The organism is Citrobacter sedlakii NBRC 105722, assembly GCF_000759835.1.
Classification (GTDB): domain Bacteria; phylum Pseudomonadota; class Gammaproteobacteria; order Enterobacterales; family Enterobacteriaceae; genus Citrobacter_A; species Citrobacter_A sedlakii.
The window spans coordinates 524,628-540,069 of the sequence record NZ_BBNB01000002.1 but is presented as its reverse complement, the minus strand read 5'-3'; the positions used below and the strand labels follow the sequence as shown (position 1 = coordinate 540,069).

At 56.4% G+C, this 15,442-nt stretch carries 14 protein-coding genes; 9 read left to right on the top strand and 5 right to left on the bottom strand.

Annotation, left to right across the window (positions count from 1 at the left end):
• Nucleotides 1–10 precede the first annotated feature (10 nt).
• Complete coding sequence (gene proC / locus CSE01S_RS06930; RefSeq protein ID WP_042286044.1) at nucleotides 11–820, bottom strand: pyrroline-5-carboxylate reductase; 810 nt, start codon at nucleotides 818–820, stop codon at nucleotides 11–13.
• Between the two features lie 147 nt (nucleotides 821–967).
• Between proC and CSE01S_RS06925 the strand changes: the two genes are divergently transcribed.
• The 5 genes from CSE01S_RS06925 to ppnP all read left to right on the top strand — a co-directional run bounded on the left by CSE01S_RS06925 (nucleotide 968) and on the right by ppnP (nucleotide 3,666).
• On the top strand, nucleotides 968–1,417 hold the full coding sequence (locus tag CSE01S_RS06925) for a YaiI/YqxD family protein (RefSeq protein WP_042286041.1): 450 nt from the start codon (nucleotides 968–970) through the stop codon (nucleotides 1,415–1,417).
• A gap of 192 nt (nucleotides 1,418–1,609) precedes the next feature.
• Nucleotides 1,610–2,155 (top strand): shikimate kinase AroL, encoded by a 546-nt coding sequence (gene aroL, locus CSE01S_RS06920; protein ID WP_042286038.1) that lies wholly within the window; start codon nucleotides 1,610–1,612, stop codon nucleotides 2,153–2,155.
• Nucleotides 2,156–2,182: 27 nt separating this feature from the next.
• Entirely contained in the window at nucleotides 2,183–2,374 is a 192-nt protein-coding gene (gene yaiA, locus CSE01S_RS06915) for a protein YaiA (RefSeq protein ID WP_042286035.1), read from the top strand.
• Nucleotides 2,375–2,633: 259 nt separating this feature from the next.
• A complete protein-coding gene (locus tag CSE01S_RS06910; protein WP_042286031.1) occupies nucleotides 2,634–3,311 on the top strand; it encodes an AroM family protein in 678 nt (225 codons plus the stop codon).
• Between the two features lie 70 nt (nucleotides 3,312–3,381).
• Nucleotides 3,382–3,666 carry a pyrimidine/purine nucleoside phosphorylase gene (ppnP, locus tag CSE01S_RS06905; RefSeq protein ID WP_042286027.1) on the top strand — a complete coding sequence of 95 codons (285 nt, stop codon included), beginning with the start codon at nucleotides 3,382–3,384 and terminating at the stop codon, nucleotides 3,664–3,666.
• A gap of 66 nt (nucleotides 3,667–3,732) precedes the next feature.
• On the opposite strand, the gene rdgC is transcribed toward ppnP, so the two are convergent.
• On the bottom strand, nucleotides 3,733–4,644 hold the full coding sequence (gene rdgC, locus CSE01S_RS06900) for a recombination-associated protein RdgC (protein WP_042286024.1): 912 nt from the start codon (nucleotides 4,642–4,644) through the stop codon (nucleotides 3,733–3,735).
• Nucleotides 4,645–4,771: 127 nt separating this feature from the next.
• Between rdgC and mak the strand changes: the two genes are divergently transcribed.
• A complete protein-coding gene (gene mak, locus CSE01S_RS06895) occupies nucleotides 4,772–5,680 on the top strand; it encodes a fructokinase (RefSeq protein WP_042286021.1) in 909 nt (302 codons plus the stop codon).
• A gap of 36 nt (nucleotides 5,681–5,716) precedes the next feature.
• On the opposite strand, the gene araJ is transcribed toward mak, so the two are convergent.
• The 3 genes from araJ to sbcD form a co-directional block, all read right to left on the bottom strand.
• Nucleotides 5,717–6,895 (bottom strand): MFS transporter AraJ, encoded by a 1,179-nt coding sequence (gene araJ / locus CSE01S_RS06890; protein ID WP_042286018.1) that lies wholly within the window; start codon nucleotides 6,893–6,895, stop codon nucleotides 5,717–5,719.
• Between the two features lie 207 nt (nucleotides 6,896–7,102).
• Complete coding sequence (gene sbcC / locus CSE01S_RS06885; protein WP_042286015.1) at nucleotides 7,103–10,249, bottom strand: exonuclease subunit SbcC; 3,147 nt, start codon at nucleotides 10,247–10,249, stop codon at nucleotides 7,103–7,105.
• Complete coding sequence (gene sbcD / locus CSE01S_RS06880) at nucleotides 10,246–11,448, bottom strand: exonuclease subunit SbcD (protein WP_042286014.1); 1,203 nt, start codon at nucleotides 11,446–11,448, stop codon at nucleotides 10,246–10,248. Before sbcD ends, sbcC begins: the two co-directional genes overlap by 4 nt.
• A gap of 189 nt (nucleotides 11,449–11,637) precedes the next feature.
• On the opposite strand from sbcD, the gene phoB reads away from it, so the two are divergent.
• The 3 genes from phoB (at nucleotide 11,638) to brnQ (ending at nucleotide 15,402) form a co-directional block, all read left to right on the top strand.
• Entirely contained in the window at nucleotides 11,638–12,327 is a 690-nt protein-coding gene (gene phoB / locus CSE01S_RS06875; RefSeq protein ID WP_042286011.1) for a phosphate response regulator transcription factor PhoB, read from the top strand.
• A gap of 51 nt (nucleotides 12,328–12,378) precedes the next feature.
• Nucleotides 12,379–13,674, top strand: coding sequence for a phosphate regulon sensor histidine kinase PhoR (gene phoR / locus CSE01S_RS06870; RefSeq protein WP_042286010.1), 1,296 nt, complete (start codon nucleotides 12,379–12,381; stop codon nucleotides 13,672–13,674).
• A gap of 408 nt (nucleotides 13,675–14,082) precedes the next feature.
• Nucleotides 14,083–15,402: a branched-chain amino acid transporter carrier protein BrnQ gene (brnQ, locus tag CSE01S_RS06865; RefSeq protein WP_042286008.1), complete on the top strand. Its 1,320-nt coding sequence runs from the start codon at nucleotides 14,083–14,085 to the stop codon at nucleotides 15,400–15,402.
• The last annotated feature ends 40 nt before the right edge of the window (nucleotides 15,403–15,442 follow it).

The window sequence follows — 15,442 nt, the reverse complement described above, 5'->3', positions numbered from 1 at the left end:
GGTTACCTGCTCAGGACTTGCTGAGCTTCTCTGATTTTTCCATACACTTCGCCATCGCTTCGATCACCGCAGCCCGGAACCCGCGCTCTTCGAGGACGCGTACCGCTTCGATGGTGGTACCGCCCGGCGAGCAGACCATATCTTTCAACGCCCCCGGATGCTCACCCGTTTCCAGTACCATCTTTGCGGAGCCCATCACCGCCTGGGCGGCAAATTTATAGGCCTGGGCGCGCGGCATTCCACCCAGCACGGCGGCATCGGCCATCGCTTCGATAAACATAAAGACATAAGCAGGCGCGGAGCCGCTGACCCCGACAACCGGATGAATCATCGACTCAGCAATGACCTCCGCCTCGCCAAAGCAGCGGAAAATGTTCAGTACGTCAGCAGTATCTTCAGGCGTCACCAGCGCATTTGGCGTAATGGAGGTCATCCCGGCATTGACCAGCGACGGCGTGTTTGGCATCGCACGAACGATTTTACGGTCATGTCCCAGCGCGCGTGCCAACTGATCCAGCGTAACGCCCGCGGCAATCGACACCACCAGCGATTCTTTATTCAGGCTGGAGGTGATATCGCTCAGCACTTTGATCATGATGCCGGGCTTCACGGCGCCAAAAACAATATCAGCGATCTGCGCCACTTCCTGGGCGGATTGCGCAGCGTTAATGCCGTACTGGTCGCGCAGCGCGGCGACTTTTTCAGGGGAAGGCGTGTAAACCCAAATCTGGCCGGGGAGCACCTGACCGCTGGCAATCAGGCCGCCGAGGATCGCTTTACCCATATTACCGCAGCCGATAAAACCGATTTTCTTATCCATCTCGTCACTCCCTATGCGTGATAATTGTTGTTTTGACTGATAAAGCCTAGCTTAACGCGTTATGAAAGAGCCATGAAGGGCAAACAGCACTTTGCCGCAGGGCAAAAGCACGCGACAATAGAAAATTGCCTCTTAACGGGAAACAGTATGACGATTTGGGTTGATGCGGATGCGTGTCCGAACGTAATTAAAGAGATCCTTTTTCGCGCCGCCGGGCGAATGCAACAGACGTTGATCCTGGTGGCGAACCAGACCCTGCGCGTTCCACCGTCGCCGTTTATCCGCACGCTGCGCGTGCCCGCCGGTTTTGATGTGGCGGATAACGAAATCGTGCGCCAGTGCGCAGCAGGCGATCTGGTGATCACCGCGGATATCCCGCTGGCATCGGAAGTGCTGGCGAAAGGCGCCGCAGCGCTCAACCCGCGCGGGGAGCGTTACACCGAGTCGACGATCCGCGAGCGTCTGACCATGCGCGACTTTATGGATACCCTCCGCGCCAGCGGCATCCAGACCGGCGGGCCGGACAGCCTCTCGCCGCGTGACCGCCAGCACTTCGCGGCTGAGCTGGAAAAGTGGTGGCGGGAAGCTCAGCGCTGAAAAGGATGATGTAATTTATTTTTTACAGTTTTCTCAGCACTGTTTCTTGTTATAGTAGGCATATATTGTTACTTTTAGCCTGATGTGGAAATTAATGTTTACACTTTGGGCTATCTACGCATTGGGTGGTATGATTATTACTTTCACGACATTTTATTCCGCTACGTCGCGGCTTTTTGGGGAATTCCCGGTATGACGCAACCGCTTTATCTTGTGGGTCCGCGTGGATGTGGAAAGACAACGGTTGGCATGGCGCTGGCGTCGGCAATTGACAGCCGCTTTGTCGATACCGACCAATGGCTACAGTCGCAGATGCAAATGACAGTGGCGGAGATCGTTGAACGGGAAGGCTGGCCTGGGTTTCGCGCCCGGGAAACCGCCGCGCTGGAAGCGGTCACTGCCCCTGCGACGGTCGTGGCTACGGGCGGCGGCATTATTCTGACGGAATACAATCGTCACTTCATGCGCGAAAACGGCATTGTCGTTTATTTAAGCGCGCCGGTGTCCACGCTGGTGGGACGCCTGGAAGCGTCGCCTGAAGAAGAACTGCGCCCGGCGCTAACCGGCAAACCGCTCAGTGAAGAGGTGCGAGAGGTGCTTGCCCAGCGCGACATATTGTATCGCCAGGCGGCCCATTTCATCATTGATGCGTCAAACGCGCCCGACCAGGTGATTTCTGAAATTCGGGGCGCGCTGGCGCAGGTTACGCAGCGTAAACAAGGCGGCGTCTATACTTAAGGTTCATTCTGACAAAAAGGAAGAGCCATGCCGACCAGACCTCCTTATCCACGGGAAGCGTATATTGTCACCATTGAGAAAGGCGCACCGGGTCAGACCGTGACCTGGTATCAGTTGCGTGCCGATCACCCGAAACCCGACTCGTTAATCAGCGAGCATCCGACAGCGCAAGAAGCGATGGATGCGAAAAAGCGTTACGAAGATCCTGAAAAAAGCTGACGCCACAAGCGACTCGGAATGGATTCTGAGTTATCCCTAAACCGAAGCTGCATCACATATTTCGCAGATGACATTTTGTTTCAAAAAACGAACATTAAACGATAACAATATTTTACTGGAATCATTTGGAATCTTTACATAATACTTTGCCCATCTCCTGCTACGCTTTTTTGCATTTGAATTTGCATCAGGCAAATGTCGGCAGTGGCGTAGAGCATTTGTTCGCAAATAAACGACGAAATATAAAAAGGTGGCAAAAATGAGCGCGTCGTTGGCAATTCTCACTATCGGCGTTGTACCCACGAGCGAAATCCTGCCGCTCCTGACGGAGTACATCGACGAACAGCACATTACCCATCACAGCCTGCTTGGAAAAATGAACCGTGAAGATGTGCTCACGGATTATAAAATTGACGCAGGAGAAGCACCGCTATTAACCCTGCTTAGCGATAATCAACCGGCCCATGTCTCTAAACAAAAAGTCGAACGCGATCTGCAAAGCGTTATTGAGGTGCTGGATAACCAGGGTTACGACATTATTCTTTTGATGAGCACCGCGAGCATCAGAAGTATGACCGCCCGTAACAGTATTCTGCTGGAGCCGCGACGTATTATCCCGCCGCTGGTGGCCTCGATCGTTGACGGACATCAGGTGGGCGTTATCGTGCCGGTCGAGGAGCTTATGTCTGCCCAGGCGGAAAAGTGGCAGGTGCTGGCGTCGCCGCCGGTTTATTCACTGGCGAATCCGGTGCATGGCAGCGTCCAGCAGTTGATAGACGCCGGTAAAGCGCTGCTTGAGCAGGGCGCTGATGTGATTATGCTGGACTGCCTGGGATTTCATCAGCGTCACCGCGATGTGCTGCAAAAGTCGTTGGATGTGCCGGTCTTGCTCTCTAATGTATTGATTGCACGGCTGGCTTCTGAATTGCTGGTTTAATTTTGCGTGACAGGCGAAAGGTCAGGACCCTATATTGGGAGTGAATTTAATCACCAGACAGGGTCAGTTTATGCTTCAAAGTAACGAATACTTTTCCGGCAAAGTGAAATCGATCGGCTTTACCAGCAGCAGCACTGGCCGCGCCAGCGTTGGCGTGATGCTGGAAGGGGAATACACGTTTGGTACCGCAGAGCCGGAAGAAATGACGGTAGTGAGCGGCGCGTTGAATGTCCTGTTGCCGGGCGCAACCGAATGGAAAGTGTATGCCGCCGGCGAGGTATTTAACGTCCCTGGCCACAGTGAGTTCCATTTGCAGGTGGCGGAGCCGACCTCCTACCTTTGCCGCTATCTGTAAACGAGAAAGGCCGGATAGCGACACAAAAGCGTCTTGTCCGGCCTTTCCTTGCGCAGCAACCGCGCTTTAGCGCTGGGCTTCTCCACCCAGGCCTTCCACCAGATTCTGGATCAACGCCGCCAGCTCTCCGGTCATCAGGATAAAGTCAGCGTCGAAACGCTGGGCGAAATCTTCCCGATCGATATCTTCGTTTTGATCGCGCAGTTCGTCGCTGAATTTCAGACGCTTAATCGAACCGTCATCGCAAACCATAAACTGAATGCGCTGCTGCCAGTCGAGGGCCAGCTTGGTCACCACTTTACCGGCTTCAATGTGCACCGCGATTTCGTCGCTCACCAGATCCTGTTTTTTCGCCCGGATCACGCCGCCATCTTCCAGCATCGCTTTCAGTTCGGCTTCGTCCAGCAACTGGAAGCCCTGAGCCACGGTGCCGGAACGCACCCATTCAGTGAGCGTCAACTCGATCGGATTTTCCAGCGCCAGCGGAACCACCGGCAGCGAACCGAGGCATTTACGCAGCAGCGCCAGCGTATCTTCCGCTTTTTTGGCGCTGGCGCAGTCCACCATGATCAGCCCGTTAACCGTGTCGATCCACATCATTGTCTGGCTGAAGCGACTGAAGGCGCGCGGCAACAGAGAATGCAGCACTTCATCCTTCAGCGAATCTTTTTCCGTTTTTTTCAGCTTACGCGCTTGCTCGGCTTCCAGTTTGGCGATCTTCGCTTCCAGCGCCTGTTTGATGACCGGCGAAGGCAGGATCTTCTCTTCTTTACGCGCGCAAATCAGGATCTGGCCGTTGTGGGCATGCGTCAGTGCATCGCTGTGCGATCCCATTGGCGGCACCCAGCCCATTTTGGCCATATCCTGGCTACCGCAAGGGGTAAACGTCATTGAGGCTAGCTGTTTTTCCATCTCTTCAGCGCGCAACGAAATATCGCGGCTAAGACGGTAAACCATTAAATTTTTGAACCACAGCATGATAATTTCCACGGCCTTGTCGTTAAATCCAGCGCGTATAGTAGCGAATTGTCGGCGGCCTTGCATTGCTTAAGCGAAAGCCCGACTCTACGCTATTGATATTGCCGAAAAAAATAAGGAGTGGCCTGTGCGTATAGGTATTGACCTTGGCGGTACCAAAACGGAAGTGATTGCGCTCGGCGAGGCGGGGGAGCAATTGTTCCGCCATCGCCTGCCGACGCCGCGTGAGGATTATCAGCAAACTATTGAGACCATTGCGACGTTGGTTGCCATGGCCGAACGCGCTACCGGGCAGACGGGAACGGTCGGAATAGGCATTCCCGGTTCCCTGTCGCCCTACACCGGCGTGGTGAAAAACGCCAATTCGACCTGGCTTAACGGACAGCCATTCGACCGCGATCTGTGCGCGCGTTTGCAGCGTGAGGTGCGCCTGGCGAATGACGCAAACTGTCTGGCGGTTTCTGAAGCGGTCGACGGCGCGGCTGCCGGAGCGCAAACGGTGTTTGCGGTGATTATTGGTACCGGCTGCGGCGCAGGCGTTGCGCTGAACGGACGGGCGCACATCGGAGGGAACGGTACGGCGGGCGAGTGGGGGCATAATCCATTGCCGTGGATGGATGAAGATGAGCTTCGCTATCGCGAGGAGGTGCCCTGCTATTGTGGCAAACAGGGGTGTATTGAAACGTTTATCTCCGGCACCGGCTTCGCGACCGATTACCACCGCCTGAGCGGGCATCCGCTGCAGGGCAGCGACATCATGCAGCGTGTGGCGGCGCAGGATCCGGTGGCCGAGCTGGCGTTAAGCCGCTATGAGCTGCGGCTGGCGAAATCGCTTGCCCATGTAGTGAACATACTCGATCCGGATGCGATCGTGCTGGGCGGCGGGATGAGCAATGTCGATCGTTTGTATAAAACCGTCCCGACGCTTATCAAACAGTTTGTCTTTGGCGGTGAGTGTGAAACGCCAATCCGTAAAGCGCTACACGGCGACTCCAGCGGCGTGCGCGGCGCCGCGTGGCTGTGGCCGCAAGGGTAATTTTTCTGCGGGCAGGACGTGTAGGCCGGACGCGCGTCAGCGCCCTCCGGCCACCGGTAACACCGGGTGTTGTCGGCGCTTAACGCGTCCATACATCAACAATGACGCCATAGCCGTAAACGACAGCAGGGCGGCGGGCAGCGCCACATAGTGATAGGCAAAACCCAGCGTCAGCATCATTCCGCCGCAGTATGCGCCAATAGCGCTCCCGAGATTAAAGGCGATTTGCCCCCCTGCCGCGCCCAGCAGTTCGCCGCCTTTGGCATTTTCCAGCAGCAGGATCTGCAGCGGCGCGGAAAGGGCAAACAGTCCGGCGCAGCAGATAAACGCAAACGTCAGCGACGCGACTTTTATCCCGCCCACATAAAAGAGCAGCAGCAGACACAGGACGATGACAAAGTCGGTTGTCGCCGCGATCCGAAGCGGAGAAAAGCGACCCGATAACCGTCCGCTAAGCAGGTTGCCCAGTACCATCCCCAGCCCGACCAGCATCATGATGAAAGTCATGACCGTCTCGCTGAAGCCGGAAACGTAAATCATGTACGGTTTGATATAGCTGAACCAGGCGAAAACCCCTGCATTGCCGAACAGGGTGGCGGAAAATATCAGCCATGGCGCGGGGCTTTTCAGGAAATGAAACTGTTCACGCAGCTTTCCTTTCGCTTCATCATGCAGATCAGGCACCCAGAAACCGATCGAGACCATCACCGCAACGTTAAACACGGCGATCAGCAAAAAGGTATAGCGCCAGCTGAATTCATGGCTGAGAAACGTCCCGAGCGGGATGCCAACCAGATTTGCGACGGTCATTCCGGCCACCATCCCCGCCACGGCGGCGGTGACTTTTCCCGGCCGGACGAGTTTAGACAGAATTATCGCGCCCACGCCAAAGAAAGCGCCGTGCGGAAAGCCGGAGACCAGCCTGCCGACCGCCAGCATGGCGTAAGAAGAGGAGAGGGTAAATATCGCGTTGCCGATGACGCACAGGGTCACCAGAAACAGCAGAATATGCTTGAGCGAAAAGCGACTGGAAAAAAGGGCGATAATGGGGGCGCCCAGCACCACGCCAAACGCGTAGTACGAGATCATATGTCCGGCGGCGGGAATCGAAATGCCAACGTCGCGGGCTAATTCCGTTAATACCCCCATGATGCCGAATTCGGCCATGCCCAGCCCAAACGTCCCGAGCGCTAAAGAAAAAATAACCTTGTTCATACCACCTGCCATTATTGTGCGCGGGTTAAGCGCAACGGCTGCGCATTGCCGCAGCCAATCGCGTCATAGCTTGCGGTTAAGTCGGGCGGAATACCATTCCTTATTCGTCTCTGAGTATTGACGATCGTGCTAACGCATCGGTCTTTGCCGGATGGCGGCGTGACTGTTGAGCAGGCCGGATAAGCGAAACGCCACCCGGCATGCCATTCACTTCGTCACCGCAAACAGGGGGGCAAGTTTGCTATAACCGAGCCCGTTGATTTTCTTCACCTTAATTTGCACCGGGATCCGCTCTTTCATCGCCTCCACATGGCTAATCACGCCGATGGTCTTGCCGCTGGCGTTCAGCGCATCCAGCGCATCCAGCGCGGTGTCCAGCGTTTCGCTATCAAGGGTGCCGAAACCTTCATCGAGAAACAGCGAATCAATGCGCGTTTTGTGGCTCACTAGATCCGAAAGCGCCAGTGCCAGCGCGAGGCTGACGAGGAAACTCTCGCCGCCGGAAAGGGTGCGGGTATCCCGCACGGCGTCCGCCTGCCAGGTATCCACCACCTCCAGTTCCAGCGCGTCGCTGGCTTTTCGCGAAAGCAAATAGCGACCATGCAAACGCGTGAGCTGGTTATTCGCCAGCCAGACCAGATTATCCAGCGTCAGGCCCTGAGCGAATTTACGGAACTTATCACCCTCTTTTGAGCCAATAAGCGCGTTCAGATAGCCCCAGTCCTCAACCTGCTGGCTGGCGCTGGCGATCGCCTGCATCAGGCTTTGCTGTTGTTGTCGATTGTCGGCGTCCTGCTTCAGCTGCTGGCGAATCTCTCCCTGCCGGGTGGCGTTTTCGCGTAGCTGGCCGTTGAGCTGCGCGGCATCCGCCTGGATCTGCGCAATCGATAATGTGGGATCCAGACCGGCAGGCGGCTGTTGCTGATGCGTCGCCAGTGCCTGCGTGGACTGTGCCGCTAACGTGCGGGCCTGCTGCAACTGGTTTTCCAGCGACTGCCTGAGTTGCTCAAGGCGCGCAAGGGTCTCCTCATCCAGCAACGCGGCGAGAAACGCCGCCTGGTCGGCAAAAATGCTGCTTTCCAGCGCCGCCGTAAACTGCGTTTGGGCTTCGCTGGCGCGCTGATTCTCGTTCACCGCCTGTTGCTCTAATGTTTGCAACTGGCTTTGCAGCGACAGACAGTCGTCGTGCACCTGACGCCAGTGGTCCAGCGAAACCGGCGCAGGATCTTCTGAATCCGCCTCGGCTGGGGGCAGGGTCTCGAGTAGTGGGGTCAACTGCGCGATACGCGCCTGCAGTTCGTTAAGCTCGGTCTGCTTTTGTTGCCACGTCTGCGCCTCCGCGGCGCGTGCGTGTAGCCACGCCTCTTCGTGCCCCTCGTCCGGCAGGGAGAGTGCGTAGCGACTGAGCTGCGCGGTCAGCGTCGCCTGACGCTGGTTAATCTGCTGACTAAACTGCATGATCTGCTGTTGATGCGCGACGAGTTGCGCGTCCAGATCATGGCGTTGGCTGAGCTGGTAAAGCTGTTTTTCATGATCGTCCTGCGCCGTTAGCCAGGGTTGAATATCATCCTGTGGCTGCAGCGTGATGTTGAGATCGCGAATTAATGCCTGCCATTCAACAGTGAGCGCTTGCTCATCTTTCGCCAGCGCCTGCGCTTCGTTCTCGTCGCGCTGCACCTGTTGCTTCAGGGCGTCGCACTGCCCGCGCAGCGTAGCGCCTTGTTCCGCCAGCGCGTTGACCTCTTTTTCCAGCGCGTCACGTCGCACCTGATTGACGCTGAGTTCGAGCGCCTGATAGGCCGCTACCGCCGGATGCGTGGTCGAGCCGCAAAGCGGACAGGGCTGTCCGGACTGCAACAGCGCGCGCTGGCTTTCGAGATCTTTAATTCGCGATTCCTGTTCACAGAGGGTTTTGACGTCGAGGTAATGCTGGTTTTTCTCTTTATACTGCTGGCGCCTGGCGTCCAGTTGCGCGGTTTGCTCCGCCAGCGTGCGCGTATTCTGCGCAATCAGCGTTTTAAGCTGCTCCAGACGCTTAATGTTGGGGGCGAGCTGGCCATGCAGCGCCAGCAGGCGCTGGCGAGTTGGGCGCTGTCGCGCATGTTGGGCCAGCGCTGCGGTAACCTCATCTGGCGTGAGGGAGAGGGTCAGCGTCGGCAATGCTTCCCGCTTGCGGGTATCTGACGCCAGCTGTTGCCGCCATTTCTCCCGCTGGACGGCGTCGCTGGCCTGCTGGGCAAACAGCGCCCGCCAGCCGCCCAGTTCGTTGCTCCACATGCGGAAGCGATCGTGTTCGCTAAGCCAGGCCGTCAGCGTTTGCTGAGCGTTTACCAGCGTCGCGGACTGCTGTTGCGCATAGCGGCGAATACGGCTGCGCAGCGTAAGCGTACTTTGTAAGCGAGCATTTACTTCTTCAATCTGCTGGCGGGTGCGGGAAAGGATAGCGGATTGTTCCTGAATACGTTCCCAGTGTGGGCGTAACGCTCTGGCTGGCTGCGCCAGGTTCAGCGGCGCAAGCTGCGGCTGGGCCTGCTGTAATGCCGCTTGCGCTGTTTCCAGCGCCTGCTGCCGACGCTGTGTTTCCGCGTGCAGTTCGTGCTGCCGCGTCAGCCAGTTCAGGTGCTGTTGCAGGGTTAACTGCCGCGCGGCAAGCTGTTGTTCTTCGTCAGTGAGCGCCTGCAAACGTTCATTCAGCGCCTGTCGCGCCTCAGGCGCTAACAGCGCGACGCCGCTGGCCTGCGCCTGAAGTTTCTCCAGATCGGCCCGCGCGGTTTTGTGTTGATCAAACACCTTCGCCGAAATTTGCCCGTAGATTTCCGTCCCGGTCAGCTCCTCCAGCAGTTCTGCGCGCTCCTTCGGTTTAGCATTGAGGAAGGCGGCGAATTGTCCCTGAGAGAGCAGCATTGAGCGGGTAAAGCGTCCGTAGTCCAGACCGGTCAGTTCGGCGGTCATCTCAAGCTTATCTTTCACCTTATCGGCAAGAATTTTCCCGTCGGCGCAGCGCGCCAGCTCCACGCGCGGCGCTTGTAAATTGCCGTCAGGCTGGTTGCGGGCGCGGTTCTGGCTCCAGAATGCGCGGTAGGCTTCGCCTTTTACCTCAAATTCCACTTCCGCCAGACATTCAGCGGTGTCGCGGGTCATCAGATCGTTTTGCGACTGTGAAACAGTATTCAGACGCGGCGTCTCGTGGTAGAGCGCCAGACAGATGGCGTCCAGCAGCGTCGTTTTTCCGGCGCCCGTGGGGCCGGTGATGGCGAACAGACCGTTACTGGCGAAGGGTTCAGCAGTAAAATCAACCTTCCATTCCCCTTTCAGCGAGTTGAGATTTTTCAGGCGCAGGCTGAGAATCTTCATGCGTCATCCTCCCCGGACAGCGTCTGTAAGGTGGTGTGAAACAGCGAGATCAGGCGCTGGCGCTGAGGATCGTCGAGTGCCTCCAGGGCCAGACGGCGGGTAAACACCTCGTCAACGCTCAGCTCGCTCAGCGTCTCCCGTCGTTCGTTGCTTAGCATACGTTCGCGCTGTTCGCGACTGCGGCGCACCAGCAGCACTTCCACGGGCAACGTTTCGGTCAGCGCCTGGATCTTGCGCTGCATATCATGCAGGTATTCGTCGGTGGTGATCTCAATATCCAGCCAGACCGGCGGCGTTTGCGGCGCGTCACGCCACTGTTCAAGCTGCTCAGTGATAGCGGCGAAATCGCCTTTCAGTACCGCCAGCGGCTGTGTTACCGGCACAGTGAGGTTGTCGACGCTCGCCAGTTTGCCGTTTTCAAAGCTCACCAGATGGACGCATTTATGTTTACCGCACTCGTCAAAGCTCAGGGCGATGGGGGAGCCGCAGTAACGGATGTGCCCGGTACCGCCAATCTGCTGCGCACGGTGGATATGACCCAGCGCGATATAATCGGCGGGAGGGAAATTTTGCGCGGGAAACGCATCGAGGGTGCCAATATAAATGTCACGCACCGCGTCACTTTTACTCGCGCCGACGGTAGTCAGGTGACCGGTGGCGATAATCGGCAGCGTGTGTTCGCCGCGCAGGGCGCAGGCGGCCTGATACTGTTGCTGATAGTAGTCGGTGATAGCGCTCAGCAGGTGCTGCTGTTTTTCCAGACCACTCAATCCGGCCTGACTGGTAACGATGTCGCGCGGGCGTAAAAAAGGAATTGGGCACAGTACCGCGCCGGGCGTTCCGTCGCGGCGATGCAGAAGCTGTGGACCGTGTCCGGCGCTGGCGACAACGGTGGTATTCAGAAAGGCGAGAATTTCGCGGGACTCGTTGAGCGTGGCGACGGAGTCATGGTTGCCCGCCAGCACCACCAGATGACAGCCAGTTTGCTGTAAATTGACGACAAAACGGTTGTACAGTTCGCGGGCGTAGCTTGGCGGCGAGCCGGTATCAAAAATGTCACCTGCGACAATAATGGCATCCACCTGCTGCTCGGTCGCCGTTGCCAGCAGCCAGTCGAGAAAGGCCTGGTGCTCAGCGGCGCGGCTTTTGCTGTAAAAATTCTGTCCAAGATGCCAGTCAGAGGTGTGTAAGATGCGCATAACGGTTCCATGGCAAAAAAGCGTGGCGGGGATTATACCTTTTCACGGACGGTAATATCTCCTGTATGGCTTGTAATAAATCAACAACCTGTCATCAGCCTGCGCTATCTTTTTCATAAATCTGTCATAAAAGTGACGCATAATGACGCCGCATTGATGACTAGCAATTTATCTAAAACAGGGCAAATCATGGCGAGACGTATTCTGGTCGTAGAAGATGAAGCTCCAATTCGCGAAATGGTCTGCTTCGTGCTCGAGCAAAATGGCTTTCAGCCTGTCGAAGCCGAAGATTATGACAGTGCGGTGAACCAACTTAATGAACCCTGGCCGGATCTGATCCTCCTTGACTGGATGTTGCCTGGCGGTTCTGGTCTCCAGTTTATTAAACACCTCAAACGCGAAGCGATGACCCGGGATATTCCGGTGATGATGCTCACCGCCAGAGGCGAAGAAGAAGACCGCGTGCGCGGCCTGGAAACCGGCGCAGACGACTACATAACCAAGCCGTTTTCCCCGAAAGAACTGGTGGCGCGTATCAAAGCCGTTATGCGCCGCATTTCGCCTATGGCAGTGGAAGAGGTGATCGAGATGCAGGGGCTGAGCCTGGACCCGACCTCCCACCGCGTCATGACCGGCGAAAACCCTCTCGATATGGGGCCGACGGAATTCAAGTTACTGCACTTCTTTATGACTCACCCGGAACGCGTTTACAGCCGTGAACAGTTGTTGAACCACGTCTGGGGCACTAACGTTTACGTTGAGGATCGCACGGTCGATGTGCATATTCGACGTCTGCGCAAGGCGCTGGAAACCAGCGGTCATGACCGGATGGTTCAGACGGTACGTGGGACAGGGTATCGTTTTTCAACCCGCTTCTGAAGGGTAAAACAAGCGCCAGGCGCAGGCCTGGCTCAGAACGGAGTATGACGCGTGCTGGAAAGACTGTCATGGAAAAGGCTGGTGCTGGAACTGATACTTTGCTGTATCCCGGCCTTTATCCTCAGCGCTATTTTTGGTTACCTGCCGTGGTTTTTGTTGGCGTCGGTAACGGGACTGCTCATCTGGCATTTCTGGAATTTATTACGCCTGTCATGGTGGCTGTGGGTTGACCGCAGCATGACGCCGCCGCCGGGCAGCGGAAGCTGGGAGCCGCTGCTGTACGGGCTGCATCAGATGCAGCTTCGTAACAAAAAACGTCGGCGTGAATTGGGAAACCTGATCAAACGCTTTCGCAGCGGGGCGGAGTCGCTACCGGATGCGGTGGTATTAACCACCGAAGAGGGCGGAATTTTTTGGTGTAACGGCCTGGCGCAACAGGTGCTGGGGCTACGCTGGCCCGACGATAACGGGCAGAATATCCTGAACTTGCTGCGTTATCCTGAGTTCACTCACTATCTCAAAACGCGTGATTTCACCCGGCCGCTGAATCTGGTGCTCAATACCGGACGGCATCTGGAGATTCGCGTGATGCCTTATACCGACAAGCAGTTGCTGATGGTCGCCCGGGACGTGACCCAGATGCATCAGCTTGAAGGGGCGCGACGCAACTTCTTTGCCAACGTCAGCCACGAGCTACGCACGCCGCTCACTGTGCTGCAGGGGTATCTGGAAATGATGTACGAACAGCCGCTGGAAGGGGCCACGCGCGAGAAAGCGTTGCTGACGATGCGCGAACAGACTTTCCGGATGGAAGGACTGGTGAAACAATTGCTGACGCTGTCGAAGATTGAAGCCTCGCCGACGCTGTTGCTCAATGAGCAGGTCGATGTGCCGATGATGCTGCGCATGGTGGAACGCGAAGCGCAAACGCTGAGCCAGAATAAGCACACCTTCAGCTTTGAGGTCGATAATCAGCTTAAGGTGCTGGGGAATGAAGAACAGTTGCGTAGCGCGATTTCTAACCTGGTGTATAACGCGGTAAACCATACGCCGGAAGGGACCCACATCACTGTGCGTTGGCACGCTGTGCCGCACGGTGCGGCGTTCAGCGTGGAGGATAATGGTCCGGGGATCGCGCCGGAACACTTGCCGCGTCTGACCGAGCGTTTTTACCGCGTCGACAAGGCCCGTTCGCGGCAAACCGGCGGCAGTGGGCTTGGGCTGGCCATCGTTAAACATGCGGTGAATCATCATGAAAGCCGCTTATCGATTGACAGTGAACTGGGCAAAGGCACGCGCTTTAGTTTTGTGCTGCCGGAACGTTTAATTGCCAAAAAATCGGCTTAATGCCCGATCGTAAGGCTATCTTTCCATAAGCCAGCGAATGCTGGCTTATTTTGTTTGCGGTTAAGAACAGTCCACTAAATTTCGCAACGTCTGGTCGTTTTTTGTTCGCATGATAAGCCATGACTTTTTCTTAAGAATGGTGTTTTATGCCAACTCTGAATTCGATATCGAGATAATGTTCCGGTTTTTAGATCCCTCCTTGCTTTAAAACGTTATAAGCGTTTAAATTGCGCCCCAGATGCTGGCGGTCTGACTGCATTCAGGCGGTAATTCGAAAAACTATTCTTCGCCGCGCCAGCCCAGGAGCATATCCCGCTGGAATTGCTTAAAAAATCCGCTGTATCTTCCCGTAGGGAAAGGTAAAAAAATTTAATTTAATCAACACCACATCCACAGGCCGTAAGCTTTATGACCCATCAGTTAAAATCGCGCGATATTATCGCCCTTGGCTTTATGACTTTTGCGCTGTTCGTCGGCGCAGGAAACATTATCTTTCCACCAATGGTTGGTCTGCAGGCGGGCGAGCACGTCTGGACTGCGGCTTTCGGCTTTCTGATTACCGCCGTGGGTCTGCCGGTGTTGACCGTGATCGCGCTGGCGAAAGTGGGTGGCGGCGTGGACAGCCTGAGCACCCCAATCGGTAAAGTGGCGGGCGTCCTGCTGGCAACCGTCTGTTACCTGGCGGTTGGACCACTGTTTGCGACCCCGCGCACCGCGACCGTGTCGTTTGAAGTGGGCATCGCGCCGCTGACCGGCGACTCGGCGATGCCGCTGTTTATCTATAGCGTGGTCTATTTCGCCCTCGTTATTCTGGTGTCGCTCTATCCTGGCAAACTGCTGGATACGGTAGGGAATTTCCTGGCGCCGCTGAAAATTATCGCGCTGATCGTCCTGTCCGTTGCGGCAATCATCTGGCCGGCGGGCCCTATCAGCAATGCCATGGACGCTTATGAAAACGCGGCGTTCTCTAACGGTTTTGTGAACGGCTATCTGACCATGGATACGCTGGGCGCGATGGTATTTGGTATCGTGATTGTGAACGCGGCGCGCTCGCGCGGCGTGACCGAAGCGCGTCTGCTGACCCGCTATACCGTTTGGGCTGGCCTGATGGCGGGCATTGGTCTGACGCTGTTGTATCTGGCGCTGTTCCGTCTGGGATCAGACAGCGCGACGCTGGTCGATCAGTCCGTTAACGGCGCGGCGATCCTGCATGCATACGTTCAGCATACCTTCGGCGGCGCGGGGAGCTTGCTGCTGGCGGCCCTCATCTTCATCGCCTGTCTGGTCACCGCGGTTGGCCTGACCTGCGCCTGTGCGGAGTTCTTCGCGCAGTACGTCCCGCTTTCGTATCGCACGCTGGTGTTTATCCTCGGCGGCTTCTCGATGGTGGTCTCCAACCTGGGGCTGAGCCACCTGATTCAGATCTCCATTCCGGTGCTGACGGCGATCTATCCGCCGTGTATCGCACTGGTTGTATTAAGTTTTACCCGCTCATGGTGGCATAATTCGTCCCGCGTTATCGCACCGGCGATGTTTATCAGCCTGCTTTTTGGTATCCTTGACGGGATTAAAGCATCGGCAATCGGCGACGTGTTACCGGCCTGGACCCAGCGTTTACCGCTGGCGGAACAGGGACTGGCGTGGTTAATGCCCACCGTCGTGATAGTGGTCCTGGCAATTATCTGGGATCGCGCAGCGGGTCGGCAGGTGACCTCCAGCGCCCACTAAGATTGCTGACAGTATGTTTTGACCACGGGGTTATCTTGCT